The 16,099-nt window shown below is 53.7% G+C and carries 19 protein-coding genes and 1 pseudogene; 12 read left to right on the top strand and 8 right to left on the bottom strand.

What is annotated here, in order from left to right; genetic code table 11:
• Window positions 1-8: 8 nt before the first annotated feature.
• Together FHW66_RS04080 and FHW66_RS04075 are read right to left on the bottom strand one after the other, a co-directional pair.
• Window positions 9-368, bottom strand: coding sequence for a 4a-hydroxytetrahydrobiopterin dehydratase (locus FHW66_RS04080; RefSeq protein ID WP_183378421.1), 360 nt, complete (start codon window positions 366-368; stop codon window positions 9-11).
• A 14-nt stretch (window positions 369-382) separates the two neighbouring features.
• Window positions 383-1,657: a M48 family metallopeptidase gene (locus FHW66_RS04075; protein ID WP_183378420.1), complete on the bottom strand. Its 1,275-nt coding sequence runs from the start codon at window positions 1,655-1,657 to the stop codon at window positions 383-385.
• Between the two features lie 184 nt (window positions 1,658-1,841).
• On the opposite strand from FHW66_RS04075, the gene orn reads away from it, so the two are divergent.
• Window positions 1,842-2,447 (top strand): oligoribonuclease, encoded by a 606-nt coding sequence (gene orn, locus FHW66_RS04070; protein ID WP_183378419.1) that lies wholly within the window; start codon window positions 1,842-1,844, stop codon window positions 2,445-2,447.
• A 131-nt stretch (window positions 2,448-2,578) separates the two neighbouring features.
• Here the strand turns inward: orn and FHW66_RS04065 are convergent, their stop codons facing one another.
• Entirely contained in the window at window positions 2,579-3,271 is a 693-nt protein-coding gene (locus FHW66_RS04065) for a UPF0149 family protein (protein ID WP_183378418.1), read from the bottom strand.
• 98 nt (window positions 3,272-3,369) lie between these two features.
• On the opposite strand from FHW66_RS04065, the gene FHW66_RS04060 reads away from it, so the two are divergent.
• Both FHW66_RS04060 and FHW66_RS04055 read left to right on the top strand, forming a co-directional pair.
• A complete protein-coding gene (locus FHW66_RS04060) occupies window positions 3,370-4,392 on the top strand; it encodes a serine/threonine protein kinase (RefSeq protein ID WP_183378417.1) in 1,023 nt (340 codons plus the stop codon).
• A 33-nt stretch (window positions 4,393-4,425) separates the two neighbouring features.
• The gene (locus FHW66_RS04055) at window positions 4,426-5,001 is read left to right on the top strand and encodes a DNA-3-methyladenine glycosylase I (protein ID WP_183378416.1); all 576 of its coding nucleotides are present in this window, start codon (window positions 4,426-4,428) and stop codon (window positions 4,999-5,001) included.
• Here the strand turns inward: FHW66_RS04055 and FHW66_RS04050 are convergent.
• The 3 genes from FHW66_RS04050 to FHW66_RS04040 form a co-directional block, all read right to left on the bottom strand.
• A complete protein-coding gene (locus tag FHW66_RS04050) occupies window positions 4,998-5,390 on the bottom strand; it encodes a VOC family protein (protein ID WP_183378415.1) in 393 nt (130 codons plus the stop codon). The genes FHW66_RS04055 and FHW66_RS04050 overlap by 4 nt on opposite strands.
• Before the next feature lie 82 nt (window positions 5,391-5,472).
• Complete coding sequence (locus FHW66_RS04045) at window positions 5,473-6,000, bottom strand: NADPH-dependent FMN reductase (protein ID WP_183378414.1); 528 nt, start codon at window positions 5,998-6,000, stop codon at window positions 5,473-5,475.
• A gap of 208 nt (window positions 6,001-6,208) precedes the next feature.
• Complete coding sequence (locus FHW66_RS04040; protein ID WP_183378413.1) at window positions 6,209-6,637, bottom strand: organic hydroperoxide resistance protein; 429 nt, start codon at window positions 6,635-6,637, stop codon at window positions 6,209-6,211.
• A 168-nt stretch (window positions 6,638-6,805) separates the two neighbouring features.
• Between FHW66_RS04040 and FHW66_RS04035 the strand changes: the two genes are divergently transcribed.
• The 7 genes from FHW66_RS04035 to FHW66_RS04010 all read left to right on the top strand — a co-directional run bounded on the left by FHW66_RS04035 (window position 6,806) and on the right by FHW66_RS04010 (window position 12,089).
• Entirely contained in the window at window positions 6,806-7,261 is a 456-nt protein-coding gene (locus FHW66_RS04035) for a MarR family winged helix-turn-helix transcriptional regulator (RefSeq protein WP_370543396.1), read from the top strand.
• A 145-nt stretch (window positions 7,262-7,406) separates the two neighbouring features.
• Entirely contained in the window at window positions 7,407-8,612 is a 1,206-nt protein-coding gene (locus FHW66_RS04030) for an acyltransferase (protein ID WP_183378411.1), read from the top strand.
• 391 nt (window positions 8,613-9,003) lie between these two features.
• Window positions 9,004-9,939, top strand: a complete 936-nt coding sequence (locus FHW66_RS04025; RefSeq protein WP_255458802.1) for a peptidylprolyl isomerase — start codon at window positions 9,004-9,006, stop codon at window positions 9,937-9,939.
• Window positions 9,940-10,023: 84 nt separating this feature from the next.
• The gene (locus FHW66_RS04020) at window positions 10,024-10,563 is read left to right on the top strand and encodes a YbjN domain-containing protein (protein ID WP_183378409.1); all 540 of its coding nucleotides are present in this window, start codon (window positions 10,024-10,026) and stop codon (window positions 10,561-10,563) included.
• A 60-nt stretch (window positions 10,564-10,623) separates the two neighbouring features.
• Window positions 10,624-11,298: a TetR/AcrR family transcriptional regulator gene (locus tag FHW66_RS04015; RefSeq protein WP_255458801.1), complete on the top strand. Its 675-nt coding sequence runs from the start codon at window positions 10,624-10,626 to the stop codon at window positions 11,296-11,298.
• Window positions 11,299-11,368: 70 nt separating this feature from the next.
• Window positions 11,369-11,527 (top strand): hypothetical protein, encoded by a 159-nt coding sequence (locus tag FHW66_RS20855; protein WP_255458800.1) that lies wholly within the window; start codon window positions 11,369-11,371, stop codon window positions 11,525-11,527.
• Window positions 11,502-12,089, top strand: coding sequence for an alpha/beta fold hydrolase (locus FHW66_RS04010; protein ID WP_255458799.1), 588 nt, complete (start codon window positions 11,502-11,504; stop codon window positions 12,087-12,089). The genes FHW66_RS20855 and FHW66_RS04010 overlap by 26 nt, the downstream gene beginning before the upstream one ends.
• A gap of 42 nt (window positions 12,090-12,131) precedes the next feature.
• Here the strand turns inward: FHW66_RS04010 and FHW66_RS04005 are convergent, their stop codons facing one another.
• Window positions 12,132-12,467 (bottom strand): hypothetical protein, encoded by a 336-nt coding sequence (locus FHW66_RS04005; RefSeq protein ID WP_183378408.1) that lies wholly within the window; start codon window positions 12,465-12,467, stop codon window positions 12,132-12,134.
• A 605-nt stretch (window positions 12,468-13,072) separates the two neighbouring features.
• On the opposite strand from FHW66_RS04005, the pseudogene FHW66_RS21175 reads away from it, so the two are divergent.
• Window positions 13,073-13,192 (top strand): annotated as a pseudogene (locus tag FHW66_RS21175) (ESPR-type extended signal peptide-containing protein); the annotation flags it as partial.
• A 443-nt stretch (window positions 13,193-13,635) separates the two neighbouring features.
• Here FHW66_RS21175 and FHW66_RS20850 read toward each other — a convergent pair.
• Entirely contained in the window at window positions 13,636-14,022 is a 387-nt protein-coding gene (locus FHW66_RS20850; protein ID WP_255458797.1) for a hypothetical protein, read from the bottom strand.
• A 421-nt stretch (window positions 14,023-14,443) separates the two neighbouring features.
• On the opposite strand from FHW66_RS20850, the gene FHW66_RS20845 reads away from it, so the two are divergent.
• Window positions 14,444-16,099: autotransporter-associated beta strand repeat-containing protein (locus tag FHW66_RS20845; protein WP_370543402.1), on the top strand; the 1,656-nt coding region annotated here is incomplete at its 3' end.

Here is a 16,099-nt window from a genome sequence, read left to right as displayed (position 1 = left end):
AGAGGCGGTCAGGGACGCGAAAAGGTTTGTTGAAAAATCGCGTCAACCTTGGCCGCGCAAACGAAATCATTGATCGACAAGCCGCCTTTGCCTTGATTGACGCTATGCGTATCAAACCGGACGACACAGCGGTTATAAGTCACCACCAGTTCCGGATGATGGTCTTCGGCGTGGATCACATAGGCAATTGCATTCACGAAGGAAAGCGTCTCGTGATAATCCTGAAACGCAAAGCTTTTGGACAGCTTGCCTTGTACCAGCGCCCAGCCCGGTACCAGCGCCAGATGTTGCTGCACACTGGCGTCATCTAGAGCGGTGACTTGATGCTGGCAGCTTTGTGTCAGCAGGTCTTGGGATGTCAAAGTCATGATGAGGTCCTGAGTCAAATGGTGCTGGCATGCGCTGCCAGCAAATGGCGGATGCGTACCGACGCCGGTGGATGTGAGTCATAAAACGCCGAATGCAACGGATCCGGTGTCAGCGTCGAAGCATTGTCCTCATACAGCTTGACCAGCGCTGACACCAGATCCTGCGCATTGGTGTACTTGGCAGCAAACGCGTCAGCTTCAAACTCGTGCTTGCGTGACGACAGCGACGACAATGGCGACAGCAGGAAGGTAAAGATCGGCAACACCAGCATGAACAGAATCAGCGCCATCGCATCATTGCTGCCCAATAGCAGTGGATTGACGCCCAGACCGGTATAGAACCAGGCTTGCTCCTTCAGGAAGCCAAGCAGCGCCAGGAACACCAGCGACAGCGTGAACATCACCGCAATCCGCTTGACGATATGCTTGAGCTTGAAATGACCCAGCTCATGCGCCAGCACCGCTTCAATTTCATGCGGTGCCAGACGCGCCAGCAAAGTATCAAAAAAGACGATCCGCTTGGCTGCCCCGAATCCGGAAAAATAAGCGTTGCCATGCGCACTGCGCTTGGAGCCATCCATCACGAACAAGCCACTTGAGGCAAAGCCGACACGCTTCATTAAATCCTCGATGCGGGCGCGCAGACTGTCATCGTCCAATGGCGAAAACTTGTTGAATAGCGGCGCAATTACGCTCGGATACAACAGCAGCATCAGTAACTGGAAGCCCGAAAACACCAGCCAGGCATAGGCCCACCAGAGCGCACCGGATTTATCCATCAGCGTCAGGATGACCCAAAGCAGCGGCAAGCCAATCACAGCGCCGATCAGCGAATTCTTGATCATGTCCGTCACAAACAGGCGCGGCGTCATCTTGTTGAAGCCAAAGCGCGCCTCCAGTACGAACTGGCGGTAGTAATCGAGTGGCAGATCAATTGCACTGGAAATCAGTGCGAACGCCACAATCAAGCCGATCTGATACACCATACCCGCATTACCGACCCATTGCAGCAGCGCAGAGGAGAGTGCCTGCAAGCCGCCGAGCAAGGTGAAGCCAATCAGCACCACGGTATTGACCAACAACGAAAACAGACTGTACTTGCTGCGGGCGACAGTATAGTCAGCAGCCTTTTGATGCGCCGTCAGCGGAATTTTTTCTGCGAACTCGGGCGGCACCGCGCTGCGATGCGTCAGCACGTGACGAATATGGCGCGAACTAAGCCAGAACTTGACGCCAATGCTCAAGAGCAGGAAGCCAACAAACAAAACTGAAAACGTGAGTGAATACATTCTTTCCCTGTGCGAAAATGGCAGGCAGCAAGCCCGTTCAAGAAATTCGATGGTGTTCTTCTAAATCATTAACGAAATGGAAACATCCTCAATAGCGACGCCAGTCCTCATGGAGGCAGGCGTGAACGGCGCAAGGTCGAACAAGCACATCAGCAGCTACGCAGAATATGCAGAAGGAATAATTATGTCACAAGCCACCGAACCCAACGTTGCCGACAACGGCGCACCGACTTACGCCAAGCCCGCGCGTCCCAACGAATTCAACCTGATCTGGCTGGACATGGAAATGACCGGGCTCGATCCGGACAATGACCGCATCATTGAAGTGGCCGTTGTGGTCACCGATCCGGAACTCAACATCATTGGCGAAGGCCCAGTCTTTGCGATTCACCAGTCCGATGAGCTGCTGGATGGCATGGACGCCTGGAACAAGGGGACCCATGGCCGCTCAGGCCTGATTGATCGTGTCAAGGCCTCGACCGTGACTGAAGCTGAAGCCGAACTTGCTCTGATCGAATTCCTGAAACCCTATGTGCCTGCCGGCAAGTCACCCATGTGCGGCAACTCGATCTGTCAGGATCGTCGCTTCATGGCGCGTGGCATGCCCAAGCTGGAAGCCTTCTTCCACTACCGCAACCTGGATGTGTCGACCCTCAAGGAACTGTGCCGTCGCTGGAAGCCAGAATTGGCCAGCGGCTTCAAGAAGCACCAAAAGCATACCGCCCTGGCAGATATCATTGAGTCGATCGAAGAACTGAAGTACTACCGCGAGTACTTCATCAAGGAATAAGCAGGCAGATTAAGTGCAGGCAGACCAAGCCAAGCCAAGCGAATCGTCAGCAATCCATGATGAATAATGAATAAACCAGCCTTCCGGCTGGTTTATTCATTTTGGCGCCAGCAATCGACGCCTACATTTGATCAGTCCGATTCAGCACCGCAGCATTTCTTGTACTTCTTGCCGCTGCCGCAAGGGCAATCATCGTTACGGCCAATCTTGGGGCCATCGCGCTGCACCGTTTCCACGGCCGACTTGCGGTGCGGCAACCAATAGCGATAAATATGCGGAATCGCCGATTCCACTTCTACCGCCAGCTTGTGCAGCTTGACCGGATCGTCGACCAATGCGCCATCGGCTTCGTCCAGTTCGTCCGAACCCAGCAGATAGATTGGGCGCATCAGGTCGGCCAGATTGGAATGGAAAATCGGGTCCCATTCCTTGGCACGTAATTGAATGCCTTCCCAGAATCCCCAGGTCCAGGCTTCGCCATCGAGCAGGCTCTTGCCTTCATGCTCATGTTCGCAGAACAGTGGTTCGTATTCCTTGGGGGCAACTTCCAGTGTGATCGCGATTTCATTCATGGATCGCGCAATCAGACCGGTGATCCGTTCGGCTTCCTTCGGCGTCTTGAATTTTGGGGTATCTTCCGGCTTGCTACCCCAGACCCGTGGCAGCCATTCGGCCATTAACACTTCCTGCGGACCAATGACCAGCGCGGTCAAAAAGCCATGCAGGGTATCCATGGTCATCGCATCTTCGGCACAGCGGTCAGAGAGCAGGAAGTCGTCGAGTTCGTCGAACTCTTCGTCGGAAAGAGGTTGGTCCAGTTGCATGATGTACGCCTGTATTGCAGATAAAACCGCAGTGTAATTGCAATCGCTGCACAACGCGAGGATTCGCGCAGACCAGAGCAGCCACGTACAATACCCGGATGACTGATTCTCTTCCCGCTGGCGACACCGCCGCCACCGTATTTTCCTTCGCCGGTTTATCGCCCGACACGGTGCTTGATGCGCTCGACCAAGTGGGCCTGCAGGGCGATGGCCGTTTGCTGGCCCTGAACAGTTACGAAAACCGCGTCTATCAGGTCGGCATGGATGATGGCCCGCCACTGGTCGCCAAGTTTTATCGCCCGCAACGCTGGAGCGATGACGCCATTCTCGAAGAGCATGCTTTTGTCGACGCGCTGGTCAGCAATGAAATTCCGGTCGTTCCCGCCATGCGTCTGGCCGATGGCAATGGCAGTACGCTACAGCATTACCAAGGCTATCGCTTTGCCGTCTTCGCCCGCCACGGCGGTCGCGCGCCCGAACTCGATCTGCCAGACACACTGGAGCGTCTCGGCCGCTTTATCGGCCGCATCCACGCAATCGGCATGCAGCAGCCCTATGCGCATCGGCCAGCATTAGATATCGTTACCTTCGGCGAGCAACCCCGCGACTATTTGCTGGCCCATGATTTCATTCCCATGGATCTGCTCAGCGCCTATCAAAGCACGGTTGCGCAAGCGCTCGATGGCGTGCGCCGCTGCTTCGACCGCGCGGGTGCCGTGCGCCAGTTGCGCCTGCATGGTGATTGCCATGTCGGCAATGTCTTGTGGACCGATGCCGGACCACACTTTGTCGACTTCGATGATAGTCGCATGGGGCCAGCGATACAGGATCTGTGGATGCTGCTGTCGGGCGAACGTGGCGACATGGTGCGGCAATTGTCCGACCTGCTGGCCGGCTACGAAGACTTTTGTGAATTCGATCAACGCTCGCTCTACCTGATCGAAGCGCTGCGTACTTTGCGTCTGATCCATTACTCGGCATGGCTGGCAAGGCGCTGGGACGATCCTGCCTTTCCGCAGGCGTTTCCCTGGTTCAATACCCAGCGTTACTGGCAGGACCGGATTCTGGAATTGCGTGAGCAGATCGCCCTGATGGACGAGCCACCTTTGTGGCCTCTGTAATGAAAAAATAAACGAATCAACGAAGGAGCAGGCATGACATTGCAGCGTTGCGGCTGGGTCAATCTGAATAACCCACGTTATGTGCAGTACCACGATGAAGAATGGGGCGTGCCCTGTCACGACGAAACCCAGCTCTTCGAAATGCTCAATCTCGAAGGTGCACAAGCCGGGCTCAGTTGGGAAACCGTCCTCAACAAACGCGAGACCTACCGCGCTGCCTTCGATCAATGGGATGTTGAAAAGATTGCCCGCTACGACTCCGCCAAGGTTGCCAAGCTGCTGACTGATCCTGGCATCATTCGCAATCGCCTCAAGGTCGCCGCCACGATTGCCAACGCACAAAGTTATCTCAAACTGCGTGACGACGTCGGTGGCCTTGATCCCTTCCTCTGGTCCTACGTCGATGGACAAGCCTTACACAACGACTGGCCTGATTTGAGTCAGGTACCGGCCAAGACCACGCTCTCGGACCGCCTCTCCAAAGATCTCGCCAAACGTGGCTTCAAGTTTGTCGGCTCCACCATCATCTATGCCTATCTGCAAGGTATCGGCGTGATCAACGACCATGTCCTGAGCTGCCATTGTCATCGCAGCCATCGTCAGCGCTAGGTCGCTGCATGGGATACGATGCAAATCTTGTTGCCATCCGGATCGCGTAGATACGCCCCAAAGTAATCCGCATGGTATTGCGGGCGCAAGCCCGGTGGCCCTTCACAGCGACCACCCAGCGCCAGCGCCTGTTGATAGGCATCGATGACCTGCTGACGATTCTGCGCATCAAAGGCCACCATCTGCCCATTGCCGGCTGCATGCGCTCGCCCGTCATGCGGGTGGCAAATCACAAACAATGGCCGCTGCCCGCCCTTGCTATTCCAGCCAGCCCACGGCTTTTCTGGTTGCGAGAAGCGCAGTGGATTCCCCAGCGTCTGCATCAACGCGGCATAAAATTGAAACGTCCGATCAAAATCGGTCACGCTGGTAAATACATGAGAAAACATGCCCAGACTCCTCGCAAGGTAAAAAGAAGGTGCACCGGCATGCGCCAGGTTCATCACCTCGCGCACGCCAGTAGCAACGCGATCAGGCAGTCAGGGTTGCCACGGCAGCCTTCAATTGCGCATCGAGTTCAGGATTGCTCAAGCGACCTGCAGCCACATCAAAATTCGACGGAAACGACGGTACCGACAGACTCGCCTTCACGGTCGCGCCAAAGAAGGGCAACGACGCAGTGGCAGCGGCCAGCACACTCTTTGCACCGCCAGGGCCGGGCGAGGTCGCCAAGGCAACTACAGGCTTGCCATCAAAGACTTTTTTCTGAATCCGCGACGACCAGTCAAACAGGCTTTTGTAGGCGGCCGAATAAGAACCGTTATGCTCCGCGAAAGAAATCAAGATCGCATCGGCACCATTGAGCTTGCTCAGGAAGTCCTTGGCCTGCTCCGGATGGCCATGCTGGGCTTCGTGATCAGTACTAAAGATTGGTGCATTGAAGGCATTCAGATCCAGTACCTCAACCGTGGCACCATCAATCAGGCTGGCAGCGTAAGTAACGAGTTTCTTGTTGATTGATTGTGTACTGTTGGAGGCAGCGAAAGCGACGATTTTCATGGGAATTATTTCCTTCGATAGGGAGATTATCTACGCACAATAGTGTGTTCGTAGCGACGTACTTTACCCCGATTCAAGACGAATATCGAGTACGTGAATCCGCCATCTTCAAGACGGCGTCGAGCATGGTGCAAGATGGTTCCGCGTAAAACAAAAAAAGCCTGCGGCAAAGTATCGCCGCAGGCTTTACATCCGCAGTCTGCGATCTTCAGGCAACACCAACCAGATTGATGGTGACATCAATATTGCCGCGCGTTGCTTTGGAATAAGGGCAAGTCTGGTGTGCGGTATCGACCAGTGTCTGGGCGAGGCTACGCTCGATGCCGGGCAGGTTGACGTTCAGACGTGCCTGCAACGCATAGGCACCTTCGTTGACCGTCAGATCGACTTCTGCATCCACAGCGAGGTCGACTGGCAACGCCACTTTCAACTTTCCGGCCGCCAATCCCAGTGCACCGATAAAGCATGCCGACCAGCCGGCAGCAAACAGTTGTTCCGGATTGGTGCCTTTGCCCGAGGTGCCCGGCGACGATAACTGAATGTCGAGGCGACCATCGTCGCTACGCGCAGCGCCGTCGCGTCCACCTGAAGAAGTGTGGGTCTTGCCTGTGTAAAGTACCTTGGCGGTCTGAGTCATGATGCATTCCTTTTGAGTGGTTGATGAATTTAAATCGTATGCGATGTAATCGTATAAGACGAACTATACCGTAAAAAAAGAAAATGTCAACATATCCGATTAAATCGTATCCGACTTATAATGTTTCCATCCCGTGACCGAATTCAATATGAAAGAGAGTGCACCATCGTGGCAAAAAAAAGTGACAACTCCGCAGCCAAGTTATCCGACTTTCTCTGTTTCGCCATCTACTCCGCCAATCTCGCCTTTGGCAAGGCCTACAAGCCGATACTGGAAGAGCTGGGACTGACCTACACCCAATACATCACCGTCATTGCCCTGTGGGAGCAAGACAACCAGACGGTCAGCAGTCTGGGTGAAAAGTTATTTTTGGAATCCAACACCCTGACACCGATTCTGAAGAAACTTGAGTCCATGGGCTATCTCACCCGCCAGCGTGATCCGACCGATGAGCGCCAGGTGCTGGTTGGTTTGACTGACGCCGGTCGCCAACTGCGAGAGAAGGGGCTCAATATGAATCTGGTCGATGCATGCGGTCTCAGCGCAGAGGAATTTCCCAAGATACAGGGTGCCGTCGTGAACCTGCGCAACAACCTGATCAAATCCACACAAGATAAAAATTAAACGCTGCCGCGCTAACGCGGTCGCTCAACCTGCGCGCTGTCACTGGGCACTCGACCAGCGCCAGCTGCACGGGTAACATCTGCGCCATCATAAAAAGAGAATTTGCCGCAAGGCGAAGGATGGATTTCTCACTAACGGAACGGCGATGCAGAAACAACTAACGTGGTCTGAAATTCATCTGGATGCCGTGCGCGGATTAGCTGCGCTCATTGTTGCCTTTGGGCATGCCCGCGGTCTGTTCCTGCCCAGCCTGACTGACACCACCACCGCTGTAGCAACAGCGACAGCGGCAGCAGCAGAGCAGGGCATCGCTGCTCCAACGATTGCGCACCTCACCATCGGCCATCAGGCGGTGATGGTGTTCTTTGTGCTTAGCGGTTATCTGGTCGGTGGCAGCGTGCTCAAGTCGTTCGCAAATGACCGCTGGCAATGGTCAGACTATCTGGTGAAGCGACTGGCGCGTCTATGGACTGTACTCATTCCTGCAATCGTCATCGGTCTGCTGCTAGACACCATCGGTTTTCATCTGCTGGCACAACCGGGCAGTCTCTACACCGCCCCAGCAGGCCAGCAATACATACTGCCCGAATACCTCACGCGCGGTGTTGATCTCTGGACCGCCATTGGCAATGTGCTCTTCCTGCAAGGCATCGCAGTCTCCACCAGTGGCACCAATATTGCGCTATGGAGTCTCTCCAACGAGTTCTGCTACTACCTGCTGTTCCCGCTATGCATGCTGGTATTGCACCGCAACGTCACGCTGGCACGGCGGGTTGTGTTCAGCCTTGTCGCAGTCGGCATCGCACTGATGATTGGCGCGGATACGGCCTTTCTGTATCTGGTCTGGCTGCTCGGTGCTGTGGTGGCAGCAATACCGCCGCGCATCCCGTCGCGCTTTGCTGGCAAGGTAGTCGCGGCGGCAGGCTTAGTCTTTGTTGTCATCTTCCTCACGCTGAAAAAATACAACTTGCCGCTCTACGCCAGTGAGATGTTGCTCGGCATCCTGAGCGCGTTACTGATCTACGCCATCAAATGCCAAAACACGGCAGCGCAGGTCTCGCTGTACAGCAAGACGTCACGCTTCTTTTCTGATATCTCCTACACGCTATATCTGACGCATCTGCCATTTTTGATCTTCGTCTGCGCGATCGTCAATTCGCCGTGGAAAAAATGGGCCATGTCGCCCCTGATGCTGATCGCCTTCATCGCAGTGTCGTCGCTGGCCATTGTCTGGGCATGGCTACTCTATCGTTTGTTTGAATCCAGAACCGGCAAGGTTCGGCAAATCGGGTATGCCATCGTCGCCAAATGCCGAGGGAAAACATCGGCCGATATAGCTGAGCAACCGTAAGCTGCGTATAGGGCAGGAGCAACAGCACAACCAGCCTTCTTCAGTTCCCATCCCAGAACCTGTTGAGCCGGTCGATATGGATTGCGGCATCGACGTCGCTGTGCGCGGTGGAATCATCGCGCCAACGCCCACTATCTGAAATCAGACTGCAGCGGTTTGAATTGTCCCAAGGCCAGAAAAAAATAGCAAACTGTATGCGCTTGGTCAGAAAACCTCTGTGCTTCTGAAACAATGAATGTTGCATTGTCCTAGCTGCGTAGGAGCTTTTTGCTGCGTAATGTCGGGTCAAGTACGATCAGATTGCCCAGTCCTTTAACCAACACCTACTCAACCTGGGTGTCAGCCCTATGCGAGGTCTTTCATGTTTGGATCAATTATGAAAAATAGCGAAATGAATCAATCAAACCTAACCTCAGTCATGCGTGGCGCAGCGTTGTTGACACTGCTGACGGTAGTCGGCGTTGCCGGCGCACAAACTAATCCGTCGCCTGCCACTGCAAACAAGCCAGTCGTCACACTGGGGGCACTCAGTGTCGATCAAAGCGAAGTTGAGAAAATTCTACAAGCCCTGCCGCCGGGAGAACGTACGGCCATCAAAAATGATCCCTCTGCGCTACAAAACTGGTTGCGGCAAAGAGTTACCAGTGAAGCCGTGTTGCGCGAAGCCCGCAGCAAAGGCTGGGCCGATAGACCTGAAGTCAAGGCACGTATCGAGGCGGCCGTCGCTGAAGTGACAAACCATGTAATCGCGACGACTTTTCTCGACTCGTTGACGCAGATACCAGCTGACTATCCAAGCGACACTGAGATCAAGGCGGCGTACGAGCAAAACAAAGCCAACTACAATCTGCCGCCAAGGTATCGTGTCGCTCAGATCTATTTACCAACCGATGCCAATGATGCGGTTGGCAACAAAAAAATCGCTAAACAGGCGACGACTCTGGCCAAGGCGGCACGCAAAGGTGATTTTGCAGAACTGGCCAAGGCTGAATCAAAGGATCAGGCCACCGCCGCGCGTGGTGGCGAAGTTGGCACACTGGCATTGACCGACATGCTGCCTGAGGTACGCGAGGTGGTCGTCAAGCTCAAGACAGGTGAGGTCAGCGACCCCATACAGGCAGCCGCGGGCATCCGTATCATCAAGTTACTCGATGTACAGCCAGCGCGCATGGCAACGCCCGAGGAAATGAAACCACTGTTGCAACAGGCGCTGCGTCAACAGCGGCAGCAACAGTTGGTGCAGACTTATTTGTCAGGGCTGGCACCGGCTGACCAAGTGACCATCGATACGACAGCTCTCGACGCCGCATTGAAAAAAATCAACTGATCACATCAACCATCAGTCATCAAACCTACACTCGCGAGCACGACTGAGTACGCACTAAAATTTATTTTCAACAAAGGAGGCATCATGGAAGAAAATGTTGACACCCCCGTTATCCCCTCTGCACCAGAGCTAATTTATGCCCTCACAGCGGAGCGCCTGGCAGATGCCATCAAAGCAGCAGGCTGCTCGGTGACCATACTTTCGGACAATGGTATCGACAACCTGCGCAGCGCCAGCCAAGGCATAGGCTTTCAGGTGTTATGGGGCAATCCGGCTGCTTATACCGGCGAGTTTCTCGACTGCACTATCAGATGCCCCCTGCGAATTCAAGGCACCACACTGCCTGCAGGTCTGGCTGCGCAATGGCATCGGACTACACGTTTTGCCCGTATCGTTGAACACCCAGAAGTAGTCTCGCTGGAGATGGACATTTTTGTGGTGGGTGGCGTGACACCGGATTATTTGAATTTATCGATACAGTTGTGGACCCAGATAATGGGTAAATTCTTCCTGCATCTTCGACAATTCGAGACAGCAGATCGGAAAAAGGTAAGCGAACAAGCGTCATCCGAGGAGTCACAGGCCATAGTTGCCACAACAAATATGACAGAAACCGAAGTCTGAACAACCGTTCATCCATTTGCATGAAGTACCGCAGACAGCGATGGCAACGCTGTCTGCAACTTGTCTCAAGCCGGGGCCGCTCGATATGGTATTGCGATGGGCTTTACGGCCTGTTACCAATTCATTTCCAAGTGCGAACGCGCGGCAGGCCACGCCACGCGCCTTGCCAGCACGATTTTTTACGACCAGGTTGTTGACCGCGCTATTACCTTGTTCCGGCAGCGAGGATATGGAGCGACTTCTATTGCGGACCTGGTTGATGCCACTGAACTTACACGAGGGAGTCTGTACAAGGCTTTCAAGGACAAAAAATCCATCGCGGCCTTTGAGCGCTACGTGGCGAGTGGTCATGAGCGCATCCAGACGATCGTCCACGCAGAGGGAACAGGCCGCGACCGGATAGCCAGGTTATTGACCTATTATTTAACGCAATCTACAGGAGATGCCGGGCGGTTGGGCTGCCTGGTTGTTGCGACAGGCGTCGAAGCCAGCGTATTGGAAAAAGATATTGCCCTCTTGTTTCAGCAGGCACTTAAACGTTTAGAGAGCATATTGTCAGATCTGATCAAGATCGGGATAGAGGATAAATCAATCCCCGACAGCTTGAATGCACCAGCAGCAGCCAAATCCCTTCTGTGCTTTTTGCAGGGTTTGCGTGTTGTAGGCAAGAGCGATTCGCACCGTGCACATCTCAACAAGAACATGCTGGCGATGGCAATGAAAATGCTGACGTAACGGTGGCGTAAACGTAGGGCGTCTAATGGGCGCCTTTTTCTTCTCTATTTAGGAGCCAATATGACTATATATGAACGCTCAGCCAGGCGCTAACGAAGTCGCGTTGCAGCACAAGCTGATCAATGTTGAAGGCGTCAGGATTCATTACGTCGAAGCGGGTGTCGGCGCACCAATCCTGCTGATTTATGGGATTGCTGGACGGTATGCAGCTAGATGTGGCGGCCCATGATGTCGGTGCCCGGATTGCCTATGCCTCTGACTGGCCCGCCGATGTGCGTACTCTGACCTTGTTAGACGCGGCATTGCCGGAGATTTCTCCTGTACCTGCCGCGGATATTCCATCGGATGAAATCAATACGCGAACCTGGCATTTTTTCTTCAACCGTATTCCCGATTTACCCGACATCCTTGTCAGAGGACATGAGCGGGAATACTTGACATGGCTGTTCTCCCAGAAGGCCGCACGCCCATGGGTATTCACTCCTGCCGTCATCGACGAATATACGCGCACCTACACCCGGCCCGGAGGAACGAGAGCGGCGTTCGCCTACTATCGGGAGTCGTTATCGCGGGAGTCATTGGATGCAAACAAGGCCAGGGCAACGACGATGTTGGAGATGCCCGTCATGGCTATTAGTGGGCAAGCTAGCGTGGGTTTGTCGCTATTGAACACCATGAAGGGCATTGCCAGGAACGTGCAAGACCATGTGCTGGCCGATTACGGATATTTTGTGATGGAAGAATGTCCGGATGAAGTCGCCAGTCACCTGCTCAAATTCATTTCAGATTGATCAGCCATTGCGCGGCCTCCAGAGACGCCGCGTAATCGTCAGTTACTCATCCCAGAACTTGTTGAGCCGGTCAATGTGCTCCTGTGACACGTGTTGCAGCAGGGATGCTGCCGCTATCGAAAAACGCATCAGATTGTCCGCATCGGTTTTACCCACTGCTGGCGGCGCAAGGTCGTCGGCATCACCGTCAAGATTGATTTCACGCACCAGATCACTGCTGTAGATAATCTGCAAGCTGCTGCGGATACCGGCTGTTACATCACGGGTAAGTGCGATGAAGTCGGCAAAACGCTCTTCCTTGCCGGGGCCGTGAATCCAGCGAAACTCTTCATGGGTGGGGGGGATGGGATTTGAATCAGGTGTATCAATGCCTCGCATGTGAACCTCCGTACAGTGAGATTGAACCACCGTCCCGCTGCAAAACGGGGTGGGCGGCAAATGGCAAGGTTTGCAGACCGGCGCGTACGGTAACCGGCAGGCCAAGGCCTCCCTACCATTGCCGACCAGAGTAGGGACGACATGGTACAGACGAAAAAAACCGCCAGGGAGGCGGTTGTCCGCCGTACGCTATAACGAGCTGCAAAACTCGGTCTTCTTTTTCTCGAAGACAGACGAAATATTGGCCGGGTAATGCCAGAGTGTCAAGTTGTTTTGAGCGTTCGTTTTGACAGTTTTTTGAAAGCGATTTTCAGCAGTCTGAATTCCCACCGTCGCGATTCCCACCCAAGCCCATCCATCACCTGCACACGCAGCTGCCTGCGCGCACGACTTGTTCGCAGGCAGCTGCGCCAACGTGGTCGGCCCGACACACTGCCCCCTCGTAAATCGGATTAAGCCGCCAATACCAGCACCGCGCCCTGTACGTTGATAACAAAGCAACAACAAAGCGTCAAAGGGCGGTGTGCCGCAAGAACCACGGCACCCCTCAGTGCGTTGAAGGCTGCCTGCGGGCGGTGTGTTTGCAAGCTCATTTCGGGAATGCCATGAACAAGATATACAACGTGATCTGGAATGCCAGCCTCGGTCAGCTGGTGGTGGCCTCTGAACGTGCCCGCCGCCGCGGGCGCGGTGGCAGCAATACGGTGACGGGAGCGCAACGGCAGGCATCAACAGCACCGCGATCTGCCCGGCTGGTCGCACTGGTGAGCGGACTGGGGCTGTGCTTGTTGATGAGTCATCCGGTGCTGGCACAGACTGCGCTCCCTACACTCAACGTCGGGGACACGATTAATACTTCCTGGAATGGAACAACGAATAGTTTCTACCTTACAAATAGGTCGCAATGGGGTACCTACTCTCCGGCATTTAGTGCGACACGCCGGGCCATTACGATCAATGGCAATGGCTATAGTGTTAATCTGGCGACTAGTAGCGCCATATTTGCGGTCCCAGCGAATGTTGTTGCAACGGCTACCATCATTAATACCAACTTCACTTTTCAAAGCAGTACGGCATTCATTTTTTACTATAACAGCGGTAATCAAACTCTCAATCTTAATTTGAATGATGTGATTTTACAGAGTGTTAACTATAACAATCCCCCTATCTATTTGGGTTCGGCAACTAATGTATTAAACATAAGTGCTGGTGGTGCAGGTGGTCTGACCTTCCTGGATAATAAACGTCCTGCTGCTGCTGCTAATGACAGTCCGGTCACACTCAATAGTGGCACGATAAATTTTGATGGAGAAGTTAATTTTAATAATAACTCTAACGCTAATGGAGGCGGTGCAATTGGCTTGTATGGTACTTCTGGAAATAGTGTTTTAACCTTCAACGGGCCAACTAATTTTAATAATAATTCCACGTCCGGTGCTTCTGGTGGGGCGATATATGATAATTCGACTGCTGCTTCCACAATCACATTCAATGGGCCAACTAGTTTTATTAATAACTCTGTTAACAATAATAATAGTGCGAATGGTGGGGCCATATCAACCTCTGGTTCAAAAAATGGAAATATTATATTCAACGCCCCTGTTGATTTTTTTGGTAATATTGCGATTACAAATAGTGTTAATCAAGGAGTTGGTGGGGCATTATTTATTAGTTATGGTAATGTAATATTTAACGATGCGGCGATTTTTAGTAATAATTACGTGTCATCCAATGCGAAGCTTAATTATGGTGGCGCTATTTGGCTGCAATATGGTAATTTAAGTTTATCGTCCGGAACACAGTTTTTAAATAATTATGCTAATGGTGGTGCTGGTGGCGGAATCAGTTTCTACGGTTCTTCTTCGATTATTTTAAATGCCTCCACAGACAACATCCTCTTTCAAGGTAATCGCCAGGGAGTCACCTTCACTGGCACAACCCCGAATTCAAGCACCGGCACACCCAATGCAATACATGTGTACGATGGCGGATCCTCACTCACCCTCAATCCAACAGGCACTGGCAAGATCCTTTTCTACGACCCGATTAGTGCCGTGTTAGGTAGCACCATCACTAAAACCGGCGACGGCGAAGTCATCTTTGATGGCAATGCTGGCGCAACTGGCTACAACTCCCCAGTCTCAGGCAATACCACGGTCCAGGCGGGCACCTTTTCGCTAGTCAATCAAGACACCTATGGCGCCACTGCTGGCACCTTCAGCGTCAATAGCGGTGGTACCGTCAGCGGTAGCAACGGCTCCGCGCTGCAACCCGCCACCATCATCATCAACAATGGCGGTACCTTGAATGTCGCCGGAGGAATTTTCAATCTGGGCGCACCCAGTATGACCATGGCCGCTGGCAGCCTGCTCACTGGCAACGGCACCTTGAACTCAATCTACAACATCAATCTCGGCGCCGGTGCCGCTGGCGTGATCGCCAACATCGATGACGGCGACATCCTGACGGAGAACGCGAGGCTGGCTGGTACGGGTGGCTTGACCAAGCAGGGTGGCGGCACCCTGGTACTGGGGGCGGTCAATACCTATACCGGTGCCACTACGATCAGTGGCGGCACTGTGCAAACCGGGGTTGCCAATGCCATCCAGGCCAGCAGCGCAGTGAGCGTGGAGACCGGTGCAACGCTGGATATGAGTCAATTTGCTCAAACCATCAACAATCTCTCAGGCGCGGGTACGGTCTTGCTTGGTACGCAGACGCTGACGGCCAATAATGCCACTGCTGCTTCTGAGTTTTCCGGGGTGATCAGTGGTAGCGGTGGCCTGACCAAGATCGGCACCAATACCTTGACCCTCTCGGGCGACAATACCTATACCGGCACGATCACGATCAGCGCCGGTACCCTGCAGATCGGTAATAATGGCGATACCGGCAGTGTGGCGGGCAACATCACCGACAATGGGACCTTGATCTTTAACCGTAGTAATGATGCCAGCTACGGTGGCATCATTACTGGCAGCGGCGTATTGAACCAGAATGGCACGGGCCAACTCACGCTGAGTAATGATGCCTCCTCGGTTGGCTCAGTCAATGTGAACAGCGGCATCCTGAATCTGGCGCAGACGGGGAATTTTACGGTCACAGGCAACTACACTACCGCCAATAATGCCACGACCGTTGTAGGCGGCAACGCCACGCTCACGGTCAACGGCAGCTTCACGCAGCAAGCGAACAGTACACTCAACGCCACTGCTGGTAGCGCGCCAGTGATCAATGTCACTAATGCCACGCTGGGAGGCACGCTCAACGTTGACGGGGTGGCGAGTGATATTACCGCCGACAAGGCCAGTGCGCTCGGTAGTGTGACCTACAAGCTGATCAACGCCACTGGCACGATCTCGAATAATTTTTCAACGATCAATTTTGCAGGAGTATCCTCTCCGCTGGACTATATCGCTCCCACCGGCTACGTGGGGGACAGCAATCATAGCTATTACGTGAGCCTTGGTCTGGCCTGGATGGCCGCTGCCAGCCAAAGTAACGGCGTCTTTACGTTGCCCAATGTTGGCGATACCTTTGACGTTGATGTGGTGCTGGGAGATCAAGCCCAGGGTACGACCTCTGGCTGGGATGGCAAGACCCTGACCAAGCAAGGGGCAGGGACCCTGATC

This window comes from Herbaspirillum sp. Sphag64 (genome assembly GCF_014192645.1).
Taxonomy (GTDB): Bacteria; Pseudomonadota; Gammaproteobacteria; order Burkholderiales; family Burkholderiaceae_D; genus Herbaspirillum.
The sequence above is the reverse complement of the archived record's forward strand: the minus strand, read 5'-3'. Positions and strand labels throughout refer to the sequence as shown.